The 15,493-nt window shown below is 73.1% G+C and carries 13 protein-coding genes; 9 read left to right on the top strand and 4 right to left on the bottom strand.

From position 1 onward, the window contains the following. Positions 1-30: 30 nt before the first annotated feature. Positions 31-1,545 carry a sugar ABC transporter ATP-binding protein gene (locus tag ACIP2X_RS03390; protein WP_401666865.1) on the bottom strand — a complete coding sequence of 505 codons (1,515 nt, stop codon included), beginning with the start codon at positions 1,543-1,545 and terminating at the stop codon, positions 31-33. 261 nt (positions 1,546-1,806) lie between these two features. On the opposite strand from ACIP2X_RS03390, the gene rhaI reads away from it, so the two are divergent. From rhaI to ACIP2X_RS03355, 7 genes are all read left to right on the top strand, one after another. Continuing rightward, positions 1,807-2,973, top strand: coding sequence for an L-rhamnose isomerase (gene rhaI, locus ACIP2X_RS03385; RefSeq protein ID WP_401666863.1), 1,167 nt, complete (start codon positions 1,807-1,809; stop codon positions 2,971-2,973). 116 nt (positions 2,974-3,089) lie between these two features. Beyond that, complete coding sequence (locus tag ACIP2X_RS03380; protein ID WP_401666861.1) at positions 3,090-5,129, top strand: bifunctional aldolase/short-chain dehydrogenase; 2,040 nt, start codon at positions 3,090-3,092, stop codon at positions 5,127-5,129. Then, the gene (locus ACIP2X_RS03375; RefSeq protein WP_401666859.1) at positions 5,126-6,574 is read left to right on the top strand and encodes a rhamnulokinase family protein; all 1,449 of its coding nucleotides are present in this window, start codon (positions 5,126-5,128) and stop codon (positions 6,572-6,574) included. The genes ACIP2X_RS03380 and ACIP2X_RS03375 overlap by 4 nt, the downstream gene beginning before the upstream one ends. A gap of 72 nt (positions 6,575-6,646) precedes the next feature. Then, complete coding sequence (locus ACIP2X_RS03370) at positions 6,647-7,402, top strand: (Fe-S)-binding protein (protein WP_401666856.1); 756 nt, start codon at positions 6,647-6,649, stop codon at positions 7,400-7,402. Beyond that, positions 7,399-8,877, top strand: coding sequence for a lactate utilization protein B (locus ACIP2X_RS03365; RefSeq protein WP_401666854.1), 1,479 nt, complete (start codon positions 7,399-7,401; stop codon positions 8,875-8,877). Before ACIP2X_RS03370 ends, ACIP2X_RS03365 begins: the two co-directional genes overlap by 4 nt. Beyond that, entirely contained in the window at positions 8,874-9,542 is a 669-nt protein-coding gene (locus ACIP2X_RS03360; protein WP_401666851.1) for a lactate utilization protein C, read from the top strand. Before ACIP2X_RS03365 ends, ACIP2X_RS03360 begins: the two co-directional genes overlap by 4 nt. 94 nt (positions 9,543-9,636) lie before the next feature. Beyond that, positions 9,637-10,791, top strand: coding sequence for an ABC transporter ATP-binding protein (locus tag ACIP2X_RS03355; RefSeq protein ID WP_401666849.1), 1,155 nt, complete (start codon positions 9,637-9,639; stop codon positions 10,789-10,791). Between the two features lie 21 nt (positions 10,792-10,812). Here ACIP2X_RS03355 and ACIP2X_RS03350 read toward each other — a convergent pair whose 3' ends face one another. From ACIP2X_RS03350 to ACIP2X_RS03340, 3 genes are read right to left on the bottom strand one after another with little or no spacing between them, the layout of a single operon-like run. Continuing rightward, positions 10,813-11,754 carry an ABC transporter substrate-binding protein gene (locus ACIP2X_RS03350; protein ID WP_401666846.1) on the bottom strand — a complete coding sequence of 314 codons (942 nt, stop codon included), beginning with the start codon at positions 11,752-11,754 and terminating at the stop codon, positions 10,813-10,815. Further along, complete coding sequence (locus ACIP2X_RS03345; RefSeq protein ID WP_401666844.1) at positions 11,751-12,422, bottom strand: ABC transporter permease; 672 nt, start codon at positions 12,420-12,422, stop codon at positions 11,751-11,753. The genes ACIP2X_RS03350 and ACIP2X_RS03345 overlap by 4 nt, the downstream gene beginning before the upstream one ends. Further along, a complete protein-coding gene (locus ACIP2X_RS03340; protein WP_401666843.1) occupies positions 12,419-13,096 on the bottom strand; it encodes an ABC transporter permease in 678 nt (225 codons plus the stop codon). Before ACIP2X_RS03340 ends, ACIP2X_RS03345 begins: the two co-directional genes overlap by 4 nt. Before the next feature lie 167 nt (positions 13,097-13,263). On the opposite strand from ACIP2X_RS03340, the gene ACIP2X_RS03335 reads away from it, so the two are divergent. Both ACIP2X_RS03335 and ACIP2X_RS03330 read left to right on the top strand, forming a co-directional pair. Then, complete coding sequence (locus ACIP2X_RS03335) at positions 13,264-14,049, top strand: ABC transporter ATP-binding protein (protein WP_401666841.1); 786 nt, start codon at positions 13,264-13,266, stop codon at positions 14,047-14,049. Between the two features lie 3 nt (positions 14,050-14,052). Next, the gene (locus ACIP2X_RS03330) at positions 14,053-15,363 is read left to right on the top strand and encodes an FtsX-like permease family protein (protein ID WP_401666839.1); all 1,311 of its coding nucleotides are present in this window, start codon (positions 14,053-14,055) and stop codon (positions 15,361-15,363) included. Positions 15,364-15,493: the final 130 nt, after the last annotated feature.

Below are 15,493 nucleotides of genomic sequence, written 5' to 3'. Positions count from 1 at the left end.
TGCGGCGGCCGGCCGCCGCGCGTGCCTCGCTCACGCGGCCCTCCCGGTCGCCGCGGCCATCACGCTCTCCTCGGTGGCCTGCGCGCGGGGGATCTCGGCGGTGAGCCGGCCCTCGTGCATCACCAGCACGCGGTCGGCCATGCCGAGGATCTCGGGCAGGTCGGAGGAGATCATCAGCACGGCCACGCCGTCGGCCGCCAGTTGGGACAGCAGCCGGTGCACCTCCGCCTTGGTGCCCACGTCGATGCCGCGGGTCGGCTCGTCGACGATCAGCACCTTCGGCCGGGTCGCGAGCCACTTGGCGAGGACGACCTTCTGCTGGTTGCCGCCGGACAGCGTGGCGACGGCATCCGCGATCCGGGCGTACTTGACCTGGAGCCGGACGGCCCAGTCGAGCGAGCGGCTGCGTTCGGCGCCGCGGTCCATCAGGCCGGCCCTGACGGTGGTGCGCAGACCGGTCAGGCCGATGTTGCGCTCGATGGACATGCCCATCACCAGGCCCTGGGCGCGCCGGTCCTCGGGAACGAGGGCGAGTCCGGCGGCCATCGCGGCGGAGGGGGCGCCGTTGAGCAGCGCCCGCCCGTCCACCTCGACCTCGCCGGCGTCACGGCGGTCGATGCCGAAGACGGTCCGCGCGACCTCGGTGCGCCCGGCGCCGACGAGGCCCGCGAGTCCGACGATCTCGCCGCAGCGCACCTCGAAGGAGACGTCGGTGAAGACTCCCTCGCGGGTCAGCCTGCGCACGCTCAGGGCGACCTCGCCGGGGCGGACGTCCTGCTTGGGGTAGAGCTCGTCGAGGTCGCGGCCGACCATCCGGCGCACCAGGTCGTCCTCGGTCATGCCGTCGAGGGGCTCGGAGGCGATCCAGGCCCCGTCGCGCAGGGTGGTGACCCGGCGCGCGATCCGGAAGATCTCCTCCAGGCGGTGCGAGATGAACAGGATCGCGGCGCCCTGCTCCTGGAGCGTGCGCACGACGCCGAAGAGGCGGGCCACCTCACTGCCGGTGAGCGCGGCCGTCGGCTCGTCCATGACCAGGACGCGGGCGTCGAAGGAGAGTGCCTTGGCGATCTCCACGATCTGCTGGTCGGCGATGGACAGTCCGCGGGCCGGGCGGTCGGGGTCGAGTGCGACGCCCAGACGCCGCATCAGGTCCAGCGTCGCCGCGTGGACCGCCTTGTGGTCGATGCGGCCGAGAGAGCGCCGGGGCCGGCGGCCCATGAAGATGTTCTCGGCGATCGACAGGTCGGGAAAGAGCGTGGGTTCCTGGTAGATCACGGCGATACCGGCGTCACGGGCGTCGCCGGGGCCGTGCAGGACGACGGGTTCCCCGTCGAGCAGCACCTGGCCGGCGTCCGGCCGGTGCACCCCGGCGAGCGTCTTGATGAGGGTCGACTTGCCCGCGCCGTTCTCACCGGCGAGGGCGTGCACCTCTCCGGGGTACAGCTCCAGGGACACGTCCCGCAGGGCGCGGACCGCGCCGAAGGACTTGGAGATGCCCTTGAGCGCCACTACCGGGGCCGGCCCCGTGTCGGACGGGTGGGTCATGAGGGGCTCCTCGACGACGCGGCGCGCGGACGGCGAGGCGGCCCGGACCGTGTCGTGAAAGGTTTCAACTGGATTGCCGGGACGTTAGGCGGGCCGAGAGCGTCACGTCAATGGGTGGGTGGCGAAAAGTTTCTGATGGCCGAGGGCCAGCGAGAATTCACGGAAACAGGGTCGGCCGGACCGCTTGACACCCCCGTGAAGGGCTCATAGCTTGCGGGTCTGAATCGTTTCATCACGCCGTGTAGCAACAGGAGCCCAGCAGTGAGCGATCTCGCCGCGGTGAAGGCCGCGCTCAGGACCCAGGCAGTCGAGACGCCGTCGTGGGCGTACGGCAACTCGGGAACCCGGTTCAAGGTGTTCGCCCAGCAGGGCGTGCCCCGCGATCCGCGCGAGAAACTGGACGACGCGGCGAAGGTGCACGAGTTCACCGGTGTCGCCCCCACCGTCGCCCTGCACATCCCGTGGGACCGGGTCGAGGACTACGCGGCACTGGCGCAGCACGCCGAGGAGCGCGGGGTGCGGCTGGGCGCGATCAACTCCAACACCTTCCAGGACGACGACTACCGGCTCGGCAGCATCTGCCACCCGGACGCGAAGGTGCGGCGCAAGGCGGTCGATCACCTGCTGGAGTGCGTCGACATCATGGACGCGACCGGGTCACGCGATCTGAAGCTGTGGTTCGCCGACGGGACGAACTACCCGGGGCAGGACGACGTGCGCGAGCGGCAGGACCGGCTCGCGCAGGGGCTGGCCGAGGTGTACGGGCGCCTCGGCGAGGAGCAGCGGATGCTGCTGGAGTACAAGCTCTTCGAGCCGGCCTTCTACACGACGGACGTGCCGGACTGGGGGACGGCGTACGCGCACTGCCTCAAGCTCGGGCCGAAGGCGCAGGTCGTGGTCGACACCGGGCATCACGCGCCCGGGACCAACATCGAGTTCATCGTGGCGACGCTGCTGCGCGAGGAAAGGCTCGGGGGGTTCGACTTCAACTCCCGCTTCTACGCGGACGACGACCTGATGGTGGGTGCGGCGGACCCGTTCCAGCTGTTCCGGATCATGTACGAGGTCGTGCGCGGGGGCGGGCTGGACGCCGGGTCCGGGGTCGCGTTCATGCTCGACCAGTGCCACAACATCGAGGCGAAGATCCCGGCGATCATCCGCTCGGTGATGAACGTGCAGGAGGCCACGGCGAAGGCGCTGCTGGTCGACCGGGACGCGCTGACGGCCGCGCAGCGGGCCGGGGACGTGCTCGGGGCCAACGCCGTGCTGATGGACGCCTACAACACGGATGTGCGGCCGCTGCTCCGTGAGGTGCGGCAGGACATGGGGCTCGACGCCGATCCGCAGGCCGCGTACGCCCGGTCCGGGTGGGCCGAGAAGATCGTCGCCGAGCGCGTCGGCGGACAGCAGGCCGGATGGGGCGCGTGAGCGTCCGCCCGGTGCTGTTCCTCGCGGGGTGCGGGCCGTGTGTGGCCGGTCGCGCAGTTCCCCGCGCCGCTCGACGGCACGAAACCCGCACCTCTACCTGAAAGGACCGGACATCCATGTCGACCCACCCCGAGGCCGCCGCCCTGCTCGCCCGCTCCCACCGGCTCGGCTCCGATCCCCGCAACACCAACTTCGCCGGGGGCAACGCGTCCGCCAAAGGCACCGCGACCGATCCCGTGACCGGGGGTGAGGTGGAGCTGATGTGGGTGAAGGGTTCCGGGGGCGATCTCGGGACGCTCACCGGGTCCGGGCTGGCGGTGCTGCGCCTGGACCGGCTCCGCGCACTCGTCGAGGTGTATCCCGGGGTCGAGCGGGAGGACGAGATGGTCTCCGCGTTCGACTACTGCCTGCACGGCAAGGGGGGAGCCGCGCCCTCCATCGACACGGCGATGCACGGGCTCGTGGACTGCGCGCATGTCGATCACCTGCACCCCGACTCCGGGATCGCGCTGGCCTGCGCGGCGGACGGCGAGAAGCTGACCGCCGAGTGTTTCGGGGACAGCGTGGTGTGGGTGCCGTGGCGACGGCCCGGGTTCCAGCTCGGCCTGGACATCGCCGCCGTCAAGGCGGCCCACCCCCGGGCGGTCGGGGTGATCCTGGGCGGGCACGGCATCACCGCCTGGGGCGACACCGCCGAGGAGTGCGAGCGCAACTCGCTGCACATCATCCGGACCGCGGAGGCGTTCCTCGCCGAGCGGGGCAGGCCCGAGCCGTTCGGCCCGGTCGTCGAGGGGTACGAGGCGCTGCCCGAGGACGCGCGGCGGGAACGGGCGGCCGCGCTCGCGCCGTACGTCCGCGCCGTCGCCTCGCAGGACCGGCCGCAGGTGGGGCACTTCGACGACTCCGACGTCGTGCTCGACTTCCTCGCGCGCGCCGAGCACCGAAGGCTCGCCGCGCTCGGCACCTCCTGCCCCGACCACTTCCTGCGCACCAAGGTCCGGCCCCTGGTCCTCGACCTGCCGCCGACCGCGCCGCTCGACGAGGCCGTCGCACGGCTGCGGGAACTGCACGCCGCCTACCGGGAGGAGTACGCCGCCTACTACGCCCGGCACGCCCTGCCCGACTCCCCCGCCATGCGCGGCGCCGACCCCGCCGTCGTCCTGGTGCCGGGGGTCGGCATGTTCAGCTTCGGCAAGGACAAGCAGACGGCCCGGGTCGCCGGCGAGTTCTACGTCAACGCCGTCAACGTGATGCGCGGCGCGGAGTCCGTGTCCTCGTACGCGCCGATCGAGGAGTCGGAGAAGTTCCGGATCGAGTACTGGGCACTGGAGGAGGCCAAGCTCCGCCGGATGCCGAAGCCCCGGGCGCTCGCGACGCGGGTGGCGCTGGTGACCGGCGCGGGCAGCGGGATCGGCCGGGCGATCGCGCACCGGCTGGTGGCCGAGGGCGCGTGCGTGGTGGTGGCCGACCTCGACGCCGCGGGCGCCGCCCGGGTCGCCGAGGAACTGGGCGGCCCCGACCAGGCCGTCGCCGTGACCGTCGACGTGACCTCCGAGGAGCAGATCGCCGAGGCGTTCCGGGCCGCGCTGCTCGCCTTCGGCGGTGTCGACCTGGTCGTGAACAACGCGGGCATCTCCATCTCCAAGCCGCTGCTGGAGACGTCGGTGCGGGACTGGGACCTCCAGCACGACATCATGGCGCGCGGCTCCTTCCTCGTCTCCCGGGAGGCGGCGCGAGTGATGACCGCTCAGGGTCTGGGCGGTGACATCGTCTACATCGCCTCCAAGAACGCCGTGTTCGCCGGGCCCAACAACATCGCCTACTCCGCCACCAAGGCCGACCAGGCCCATCAGGTACGTCTGCTGGCCGCCGAGCTGGGTGAGCACGGGATCCGGGTCAACGGCGTCAACCCGGACGGCGTCGTGCGCGGCTCGGGGATCTTCGCGGGCGGCTGGGGAGCACAGCGGGCGGCGGTCTACGGCGTGCCCGAGGAGAAGCTCGGGGAGTTCTACGCCCAGCGCACGATCCTCAAGCGCGAGGTGCTGCCCGAGCATGTGGCGGCGGCCGTGTTCGCGCTGACCGGCGGGGAGCTGACGCACACCACGGGGCTGCATGTCCCGGTCGACGCCGGCGTGGCCGCCGCGTTCCTGCGGTGAGCGGCGCCGTGCGGTCGTACGCCGCGGTCGATCTCGGTGCCTCCAGCGGGCGTGTCATGGTCGGCCGCGTCGGGCGGCACGAGCTGGAGCTGACCGAGGCGCACCGCTTCCCCAACCGGCCGGTGCGCATCCCGGAAGGGCTGCGCTGGGACGTGCTCGCGCTGTACGCCGGAGTCCTGGACGGACTGCGGGCGGCGGGCCCGGTGGACTCCGTCGGCATCGACAGCTGGGCCGTGGACCACGGCCTGCTGGACGCCGGCGGGGCGCTGCTCGGCAATCCGGTGCACTACCGCGACGGGCGCACCGAGGGCGTCGCCGAGCGGGTGTGGGCGCGCATGCCGGCCGCCGAGCTGTATGCCGCGACCGGCGTGCAGTACGCCCCCTTCAACACGCTGTACCAGCTGGTGGCCGCCCGGTCCGCCGGTCATCTGGACCGGGCCGAACGCCTGTTGCTCATCCCCGACCTGCTGTCGTACTGGCTCACCGGGGAGCAGGGCACCGAGCTCACCAACGCCTCGACCACCCAGCTCGTCGATCCGAGGACGCGCAACTGGTCGGGGGAGGTGGCCGCGCGGCTCGGCGTCGACCTGGGCCTGTTCGCTCCGCTGCGGCGCCCCGGCGACCCGGCAGGGGTGCTGCGCCCCGAGGTGCTGGAGGAGACGGGGCTCGACGGCCCCGTCGCGGTGACCACGGTCGCCTCGCACGACACGGCGTCCGCGGTGGCCGCCGTGCCGGCGTCCGGGGAGCGCTTCGCGTACATCTGCACCGGCACCTGGTCCCTGGTGGGGCTGGAGCTGGACGCGCCGGTGCTGACGGAGGAGAGCCGGGCCGCGAACTTCACCAACGAGCTGGGGCTGGACGGCACGGTCCGTCATCTGCGCAACATCATGGGTCTGTGGCTGCTCCAGGAGTGCCTGCGGGCCTGGGGCGAGCCCGCTCTCGACGAGCTGCTGCGGGCCGCGGCCGCCGTGCCGGGGCTGCGGTCGGTGGTGGACGCCGGGGACCAGGCGTTTCTCGCGCCCGGGCGGATGCCGGAGCGGATCGCCGAGGCGTGCCGTGCCTCGGGGCAGCCGGTGCCCGGCACGCCGGCCGAGGTCACGCGCTGCATCCTCGACTCGCTCGCCCTCGCCCACCGGCGGGCGGTGGAGGACGCCCAGCGGCTGTCCGGGCACGCCGTGGACGTCGTCCACGTGGTGGGCGGCGGGGTGCGCAACGCGCTGCTGTGCCAGCTGACCGCCGACGCCTGCGGGCTGCCGGTGGTGGCGGGCCCGGCGGAGGCGGCGGCCCTCGGCAACGTGCTGGTGCAGGCGCGGTCCCACGGGCTCGTCGGCGACCGCTCTGACATGCGCCGACTGCTGGCCCGCACCCAGCCGCTCACCCGCTACGCGCCGCGTGGCGGCACGGCACCCTGGCGTGCCGCCGCTGCCGGGCTCGCCGGAGCGTGAGAGGGGGTCTCCCCCGGACCGCGCCTCCGCACTACCCTGCACTCATCGGATGATCTACCCCTAGGAGCCGCGATGCGTGTCGCCCTGTTCCTGACCTGCGTCAACGACACGCTCTATCCGGACACGGGGCGCGCCGTGGTGAAACTGCTGACCAGACTGGGCGTCGAGGTCGACTTCCCGATGGCGCAGACCTGCTGCGGGCAGGCCCACTACAACACCGGCTACCGGCGTGAGGCGGAGCCGCTGGCCCGGCATTTCTCCGATGTCTTCGGGGAGTACGACGCGATCGTGACGCCGTCCGGGTCGTGCGGGGCGATGGTGCGGGAACTGTATCCCCGGATGGGCGCGCGGGCCCGGGCCGAGGGACGGGGCAGCACGCTGGCGACCGCGCTGGCAGCGGTGGCGCCGAAGACGTACGAACTCACCGAGTTCCTGGTGGACGTGCTGGGGGTGACGGACGTCGGCGCGTACTACCCGCACCGGGTGACCTACCACCCCAGCTGCCACGGGCTGCGCGGGCTGCGGCTGGGCGACCGGCCGCAGCGGCTGCTGGCGGCGGTGAAGGGACTGGAGCTGGCCGAGTTGCCCGGCGCGCAGGAGTGCTGCGGGTTCGGGGGCACGTTCGCGCTGAAGAACGCCGACGTGTCGGCGGCGATGGGTGCCGACAAGGTGCGCAACGCCGAGTCGACGGGCGCCGAGGTGCTGTGCGCCTCGGACAACTCCTGTCTGCTGCACCTGGGCGGCACGATGACCCGGCTCGGCACCGGGATGCGGCCGGTGCACCTCGCGGAGATCCTGGCGAGCACGGAGGAGGAACCAGCGCTGTGAGCGGAACCTTTGTCGGGATGCCGGCCTTTCCGGCGGCCGCGCGCGAGGCGGTGCGCGATGCCACCCTGCGCGGCAACCTGCGGCACGCCACGCACACCATCCGCGCCAAACGCGAGAAGGCGGTCTCCGAGGTCTCGGACTGGGCGCGGCTGCGCGAGGCGGGACGGCGGATCAAGGACCACACGCTCCGTCACCTCGACCGGTACCTGGTGCAGTTGGAGGAGTCGGTGACGGCGGCGGGCGGCACCGTCCACTGGGCCGTCGACGCCGACGAGGCCAACCGGATCGTCGCCGGCCTGGTCAAGGAGACCGGCGAGAGCGAGGTCGTCAAGGTCAAGTCGATGGCCACGCAGGAGATCGGGCTCAACGAGGCGCTGGAGGCGGAGGGCATCCGGGCCTACGAGACCGATCTCGCCGAGCTGATCGTGCAGTTGGGCAAGGACCGGCCCTCGCACATCCTGGTCCCGGCGATCCACCGCAACCGCGGTGAGATCCGGGACATCTTCACCAGCGAGATGGCCGAGTGGGGGCGCCCGGCGCCCGCCGGTCTCAGCGACACGCCCGCCGAACTGGCCGAGGCCGCCCGGCTGCACCTGCGGGAGAAGTTCCTGCGCGCCAAGGTCGGCATCTCCGGCGCCAACTTCATGGTCGCCGAGACGGGCACGCTGGTGGTCGTGGAGTCGGAGGGCAACGGGCGGATGTGCCTCACCCTCCCCGAGACGCTGATCTCGGTCGTCGGCATCGAGAAGCTGGTGCCGACCTGGCGGGACCTGGAGGTGTTCCTGCAGACGCTGCCCCGCTCCTCGACGGCCGAGCGCATGAACCCGTACACGAGCACGTGGACCGGCACGACGGACGGGGACGGGCCGCGCGCCTTCCATCTGGTGCTGCTCGACAACGGCCGGACCGACACCCTCGCCGACGAGGTCGGACGCCAGGCCCTGCGCTGCATCCGCTGCTCGGCTTGCCTGAACGTGTGCCCGGTCTACGAGCGGGCGGGGGGTCACGCGTACGGCTCGGTCTACCCGGGCCCCATCGGCGCCATCCTCAGCCCCCAGCTGCGCGGCACGGACAGCGAGATCGACGCCTCGCTGCCGTACGCGTCCTCGCTGTGCGGGGCCTGCTACGACGTCTGCCCGGTGGCGATCGACATCCCCGAGGTGCTGGTGCATCTGCGGGAGCGGGTCGTGGCGGGCGGCCCGGTGGTCCGCGGCGGCAACAAGGTCGTGCTGAAGCCGGCCAAGGGGCATGCCGCCGAGCGGGCGGCCATGCGGGCGGCCGGCTGGGCGTTCGCCCACCCCGGCGTCGTGCGCACCGGACAGCGGCTCGCCTCGCGCACCCGGCGCTTCCACCCGCGAACCCTGCCGGGGCCCGGCAGGGCATGGAGCCACAGCCGGGCCCTGCCTCCGGTGCCGCCGGAACCCTTCCGGGACTGGTGGCAGCGCACCCACGGCGGAAAGGACGGCGCGAAGTGAGCAGCAGGGACCGGATCCTGGGCCGGGTGCGGCGCGCGCTCGCGGACGTGCCCGAGGACGACGCGCCCTACGAGCAGGCGGTCGTCCGGGACTACCTGCGCGAGCACGGCGGGCTCGATGCCGCGCAGCGGGTGGATCTGCTGGCCGAGAACCTGGCGGACTACCGGGCGGTCGTGCACCGCTGCGCGGCGGCCGACCTGGCGGCGACGCTCGCCGGGCTGCTGGCCGCGCGCGGCGCGAAGACGGTGCTGGTGCCGCCGGGTCTGGACCCGTCGTGGCTCGCGGCGGCCGACGCCGAGCGGATCCCGGACCGGAGCGGGAGCACCCCTGACGAGCTGGACCGGATCGACAGCGTGGTCACCGCGTGCGCGGTGGCCGTCGCCGAGACCGGCACCCTCGTCCTGGACGGCGGCCCCGACCAGGGCAGGCGCCGCATCACGCTCGTCCCGGACCACCACATCTGTGTCGTACGCGTTCCGGACCAGGTGGTGGCCTCCGTCCCGCAGGCCCTCGAACGCCTCGACCCGGCCCGTCCCCTGACCTGGATCTCCGGTCCGTCGGCGACCAGCGACATCGAGTTGGACCGGGTCGAGGGGGTGCACGGTCCGCGCACCCTGGAGGTGGTGCTGGTGGGCGAACGGTCGAGCGCCGAGGTCGCCTCGTAGGGGCAGGAGACCGCCGCGCGACCGAGTCAGCCGTTCGGCAGGTGCCGGGCCGCACGAAGGAGCGCCGTCGCGGCGCCGCGGCTAGCGTGAGGTGATGATCCGGTTCGAGCAGGTCACCAAGCGGTACCCGGACGGTACGACCGCGGTGGACGCGCTCTCCTTCGAGGTGGCCGAGGGGGAGCTCGTCACGCTCGTGGGGCCCTCGGGCTGCGGCAAGACGACGACCATGATGATGGTCAACCGGCTGATCGAGCCGACCGCGGGCCGGATCCTGGTGGACGGCGAGGACATCGCCGCGGTCGATCCGGTGCGCCTGCGGCGGCGCATCGGCTACGTCATCCAGCAGGTCGGCCTCTTCCCGCACCGCACCGTCCTCGACAACACGGCGACGGTGCCCTCGCTGGTCGGCTGGAAGCGTGCGAAGGCGCGGACCCGGGCGGCGGAGCTGCTCGACCTGGTGGGTCTGGACCCGAAGACGTACGGGCCCCGCTACCCGCACCAGCTGTCGGGCGGTCAGCGCCAGCGGGTCGGGGTGGCGCGGGCGCTGGCGGCCGATCCGCCGGTGCTGCTGATGGACGAGCCGTTCGGGGCGGTCGACCCGGTGGTGCGGGAGCAGTTGCAGGACGAGTTCCTGCGGATGCAGGCGGCGGTGCGCAAGACGGTGCTGATGGTGACGCACGACATCGAGGAGGCGGTGCGGCTCGGCGACCGGATCGCCGTCTACGGGCAGGGCCGGATCGAGCAGTTCGACACGCCCGGGGCGGTGCTGGGCACGCCGGCGACCCCCTACGTCGCCGAGTTCGTCGGCGCCGACCGGGGGCTCAAGCGGCTGTCGGTGACCGCGATCGAGCGCGGCGACCTGGAACAGCCGCCCGTCGCCCGCCTCGACGAGCCGTCCGACGGCGCGGCGCGGCGGCTGCGCGCCCAGGGCGCCCGGTGGGCGGTGGTCCTGGACGCGCGCGGGGACCTGCACGGCTGGGTGGGGCTCGACGAACTCGGCACCAGCGCCTCCGTCGGGGACCTCGCCCACCGCATGAACGCCTGGGTCCCGGTGGGGGCCCCGCTGAAACAGGCCTTCGGCGTCATGCTCCAGCACGACGCCGGCTGGGTCGCGGTGCTCGAAGGCTCCCGGTTCCTCGGCGTCCTCACCCCGGCCAAGCTCCACGAGGCCCTGCGCCGCTCGGTGGACGCGGACGCCCAGGGCGTGCCGCGGGACGAGGTGGACTTCGACTCGGTGGCGGACGCCTGAGCCGGGGCCGGCGCCCGGGTCTCACTTCAGCAGGCCCTTGTCCTGGAGGTAGGTGCGGGCCACGTCCGTGGTCAGCCGGCGCCAGCTGTCCACCTGCTGGTTCATGGCGGCGAGGTCGGCCGTGGTGAGGACGGCGTTGAGCTTGTCGAGGGCCTTGGCGACGCGGGGGGCGCCGGCGCGGGCGCGGTTGACGACCGGGACGACGTAGTCGGCGTTCTGGAGGTGTCTGTCGTCGGCGAGGAGCACCAGGCCGAACTCGTCGAGGGTGGCGTCCGTCGTGGTGGTGAGGACCATCTGGTCCTGGCCGCTCTGCACCGCCCTCTTGGCCTGGGTGGTGCCGACGCCCTTGGGGTCGACGGCGACGATGTCGATGCCGTAGACCTTGCGCAGGCCGGGGGCGCAGTAGGGCCGCTGCACGCACTCGTCGCCGGCCGCGAGCCGTACCTTCAGGCCGGACCTGCCGAGGTCGCTGAGGGTCTTGAGGTGGTGCCGGCGTGCGTACGAGGCGCTCACCGCGAAGGCGTTCTGGTCGACCGCCCGGCCGGGGGCGAGGACGGTGAGGCCGCGCGGGGTCGCCAGGGCGCGCAGCGCCTTCATGGTGGCGTCGAGGTCGGGTGAGCCGACCGGCGGCGCGTCGGGGCCGTTGGTCTTGGCGTTGAGCCAGTCGGCGAAGGTGGCCGCGTACTCCGGTACGACGTCGATCTGGCCCGATTCCAGGGCGGGTTCGTACAGCTCGCGGTTGGCGACGGTGATCAGGGAGGTCCGGTAGCCGGCCTGGTCCAGGAGCAGGGCGTACATCTGGGCGAGCAGGTCGCTCTCGGTGAATCCCGCCGAGCCGACGGTCAGATGGTGGCTGTCCCCGGGCGAGGCGGTGACCTCGCCCTGGCTCTCCAGGGAGGGGCCGGTGGAGCAGCCGGTCGCCAGGAGCAGCAGGGCGGCCACCGACGGCGCGCGGCGGTTCACGGCGTGCCCCTCGCCCACGCCGGTGCGAGGCGCTCGGCGATCTCGAAGAGGCCCTCGACGATCAGGGCGAACACGGCGACCAGCACCGCTCCGGCCACCACCATCGGCGTGCTGGCGAGGTTGAACCCGGCGGTGATGATGCGGCCGAGGCCGCCCCCGCCCGCCAGCGCGGCGATGGTGGCGGTCGCGACGAGCTGGACGGCGGCGATGCGCATGCCGTTCAGGATCAGCGGGGACGCCAGGGGCAGTTCGACCTGGAGCATCGCCTGGCGGCCCGTCATCCCCATGCCGCGCGCCGCCTGCACGGTGCTGCGGTCGACCTCGCGCATGCCGACGTAGGCGTTCGTCAGGAGGGGCGGCACGGCGAACAGCACCAGGGCGACGACGGTGGGGCCCTCGCCCCAGGCGCCGACGGGCGTCAGCAGCAGGAGGACCAGCACCGCGAAGGTGGGGACGGCACGGCCGACGTTGGAGATGTTGACGGCGAGCGCCCCGCCCCTGCCGAGGTGGCCGAGGACCACCGCGACGGGCAGGGCGATCAGGCAGCTGACGACCAGGCAGACCACCGTGAGCACGAGGTGCTGGAGCAGCCGCTGCCAGATGCCGTCGGCGCCCGACCAGTGCGCGGGGTCGGTGAGCCAGTCCCAGGTCTCGGTGAGCGTGTTCACGTGCGGGCCCTCGTCCAGGGTGTGATCAGCCGCTGGACACCCAGCAGGAGCAGGTCGGCCGCGACCGCGATGACGACGCACAGGACGGACGCCGTCAGCACCTGCGCCTTGAAGAACGTGTTCATGCCCGCGTAGATCAGGTTGCCGAGCCCGCCGAAGCCGACGATGGCGCCGACCGTCACCAGCGAGACCGCGGACACGGTGGCGATACGCAGCCCTGCCATGGCGGCGGGCAGGGCGAGCGGCAGCTCGACGGTGAGCAGGAGGCGGACCGGTCCGTAGCCCATGCCGCGGGCGGCCTGTCGGGTCTCCTCGGGGACGGCGCGCAGCCCGGCGAGGATGTTGCGCACCAGCAGGGTCAGCGAGTAGAGGACCAGCCCGGCGATCACGAGGGTCGCGGAGAGCCCGTACGCGGGCAGCAGCAGCGAGAACATCGCCAGGGACGGGATGGTGTAGAGGATCGTCGTCACGCCGAGCACGGGACCGGCCGCCCAGCCCCAGCGGCGGGCCAGCACCGCGAGCGGCAGGGCGAGGGCGAGACCGATCAGCACCGAGACGGACGTCAGCTGGAGGTGCTGGCCCACGGCGTCGAGGAGGATCTCGCGGCGGGTGCTCAGATAGTCGCCGCAGATCCACTCGTTGCGCGCGAGGCAGTCGTCCGGGGGCGCGGTCACCCGTCCATTGCATCGGGCGGCCCGCCGGGTCGCCTCGTTCTGGTGACCCGTCCGGGGTGTCGCCGGGTACACCCCGCGATACGGGTTCTGCGCCCCGTGTGCCCGGCCGGAGCCGCCCGTAGCGTCGTGGGCGAGGCACAGGGAGTGCCGCAGGGAGGGGGACGACGATGTTTCGCACCAGGTCACGACAGGGGCCCGGCACCGGGGCCGCCGCTCAGGCGCTGCGACTGGTCAAGGTGACCAGGTCCTTCGGCAGCGGTGAGGGCGCGGTGACCGCGCTGGACGGTGTGACGCTCACGCTGGCGCGCGGCACGTTCACGGCGGTGATGGGTCCGTCGGGTTCGGGCAAGTCCACGCTGCTGCAGTGCGCGGCCGGGCTCGATCTGCCGGACAGCGGCATCGTGCAGGTGGACGGCACCGAGATGACCGGCAGGACGGAGGCCGAGCTGACGAGGTTCCGGCGCGCGCGGGTCGGTTTCGTCTTCCAGCAGTACAACCTGCTCGACACGCTCACCGTCGCGCAGAACACGGTGCTGCCGCTGCGGCTGGCCGGACGACGGGTGGACCGCCGGCGGGCCCAGGAGGTGCTGACGGCGGTGGGGCTGGGCGACCGGCTCGGGCACCGGCCCGCCCAGCTCTCGGGCGGTCAGCGCCAGCGGGTCGCGATCGCCCGTGCGCTGGTGACGGAACCTCGGGTGATCTTCGCGGACGAGCCGACGGGTGCGCTGGACACCCGCAGTGCCCGGGAGGTGCTGCGGCTGTTGCGGGACGCGGTGCGGGTGCACGGCCGCACCGTGGTGATGGTGACCCACGACCCGGTCGCCGCCTCCTACGCCGACTCGGTGCTGTTCCTGGCCGACGGCCGGCTCGCGGGACGGCTGGACATGCCGACGCCCGACACGGTGGCCGAGCGGATGGCGCACCTGGGCGACGACGTCGCGATGGGGGTGTGAGCGATGTTCGTACTGGCGATGCGGTCGATCCGGCACCGTCCCGGGCGGTTCCTCGCGACGCTGCTGGCGGCGTTCCTGGGCGCGGCGATCATCATGACCTTCCACTCGCTGCACGACACGGCCGCGGGGCCGGGCGTGGACCCGGTGAGCGCCGAGACCCTGACCGTCTCGGCGAGCGTGGTCGGCGGATACGGTGCGCTGCTCGTCTTCTTCGCGGTCGCCTCCACCCTGACGGTCGACGTGCGCCGGCGGACCGCCGAGCTGGAACTGCTGCGCTGCTCGGGGGCGACCCCGGCCCAGCTGCGGCGCATGGTAATCGGTGAGGCGGTGGCCGTCGCCCTGGCGGGTGCCGCCCTGGCGATCGGCCCGGCGGTGCTGGGCGGACGGGCGCTGCTGGAGATGTTCCGCAGCAGCGGCCAGGTCGCCGGGTCGGTCGAGCCCGCCTTCGGGCCGGTAGCCCTGTCCTCGGGCGTCGGCATCACGCTGCTCGCGGCGGCGGGCGCGGCCCTCCTCGCGGTACGGCGGGCCACCCGGCGGCGGGAACCGCGCGGCCGGGCGCGCACGTTCCTCGCGTACGGCGCTCTGCTGGCCGGTGCCGCGTCGGTGACGTCGGCGTTCGCCTTCTCGGCGACCGACGAGGCGTTGATGGCGCCGTGCGCCTACGGGGCGATCCTGCTGTCGGTCGGGTTCGCGTCGCTGTCGCCGCGGCTGCTGAGGTGGGTGCTGGGTGGGCTGTCGCCGCGGGGTGCGAGCGGCTGGCTGGCGGTGCGCAATCTGCGCGAGCGTGCCTCGCGGCTCGCCGGGACCCTGGTGTCGCTGATCCTGTTCACCGCGGTGTCCACGGCGACCCTGACCATGCAGGCCGTGGAGAGCGAGGCGATCGAGGCCTCGGGGCTCGTGAAGTCGGTCGACGCGAAGAACCTGGAGACGCTCAACTACACGGTCGTCGGCATCGTCGTGGTGTTCGTCTGCGTGATGCTGGTCAACTCGCTTTACGCGGCGACCACCTACCGCTCCCGGGAGTTCGGGCAGCAGCGCCTCGCGGGGGCGACGCCGGGGCAGGTGCTGGCGACGGTCGCCGTCGAGGGGGTGGTCATGACCCTCACGGGCGCCTTCTTCGGCACCCTTGCGGCGCTGGCCGGGATCGTCCCGTTCACGGTCGTCCGCACCGACGGGGTGCTGCCGGGACAGACGCTCGGCATCTGGGCGGGCGTCCTCGCGGTCGCGGCGTCCGCGACCCTGGGGACGAGTCTGCTGACGGCCCGCCGGGTGCTGCGGACACCGGCGGTGGGGGCGGTGGCGGTCGCGGCATGAGGGACGGGACTGGAGCGGGCGGCGCCTCGGGCGGCCGCCCGCTGCGGTTTCGGCGCGGGGCAGGCGGCCGAGGGTGTCGTGGTGGGTCGCGGTGCTGCCCCGGTGCCGCTCCTTCGCATCCGCCGCTCGG

The organism is Streptomyces sp. NPDC089424 (assembly GCF_044749345.1).
In the GTDB taxonomy this organism is placed as follows: Bacteria; Actinomycetota; Actinomycetes; order Streptomycetales; family Streptomycetaceae; genus Streptomyces.
This window is presented reverse-complemented; position numbering and strand designations above follow the sequence as displayed.

What these genes read in the sequence shown, in the direction of transcription:
- ACIP2X_RS03370 (WP_401666856.1), top strand. Translation starts at nt 6,647, where the DNA reads ATGCGTGTCGCCCTGTTCCTGACCTGCGTCAACGACACGCTCTATCCG.
- ACIP2X_RS03380 (WP_401666861.1), top strand. Translation starts at nt 3,090, where the DNA reads ATGTCGACCCACCCCGAGGCCGCCGCCCTGCTCGCCCGCTCCCACCGG.
- ACIP2X_RS03355 (WP_401666849.1), top strand. Translation starts at nt 9,637, where the DNA reads ATGATCCGGTTCGAGCAGGTCACCAAGCGGTACCCGGACGGTACGACC.
- ACIP2X_RS03335 (WP_401666841.1), top strand. Translation starts at nt 13,264, where the DNA reads ATGTTTCGCACCAGGTCACGACAGGGGCCCGGCACCGGGGCCGCCGCT.
- ACIP2X_RS03330 (WP_401666839.1), top strand. Translation starts at nt 14,053, where the DNA reads ATGTTCGTACTGGCGATGCGGTCGATCCGGCACCGTCCCGGGCGGTTC.
- ACIP2X_RS03390 (WP_401666865.1), bottom strand. Translation starts at nt 1,545, where the DNA reads ATGACCCACCCGTCCGACACGGGGCCGGCCCCGGTAGTGGCGCTCAAG.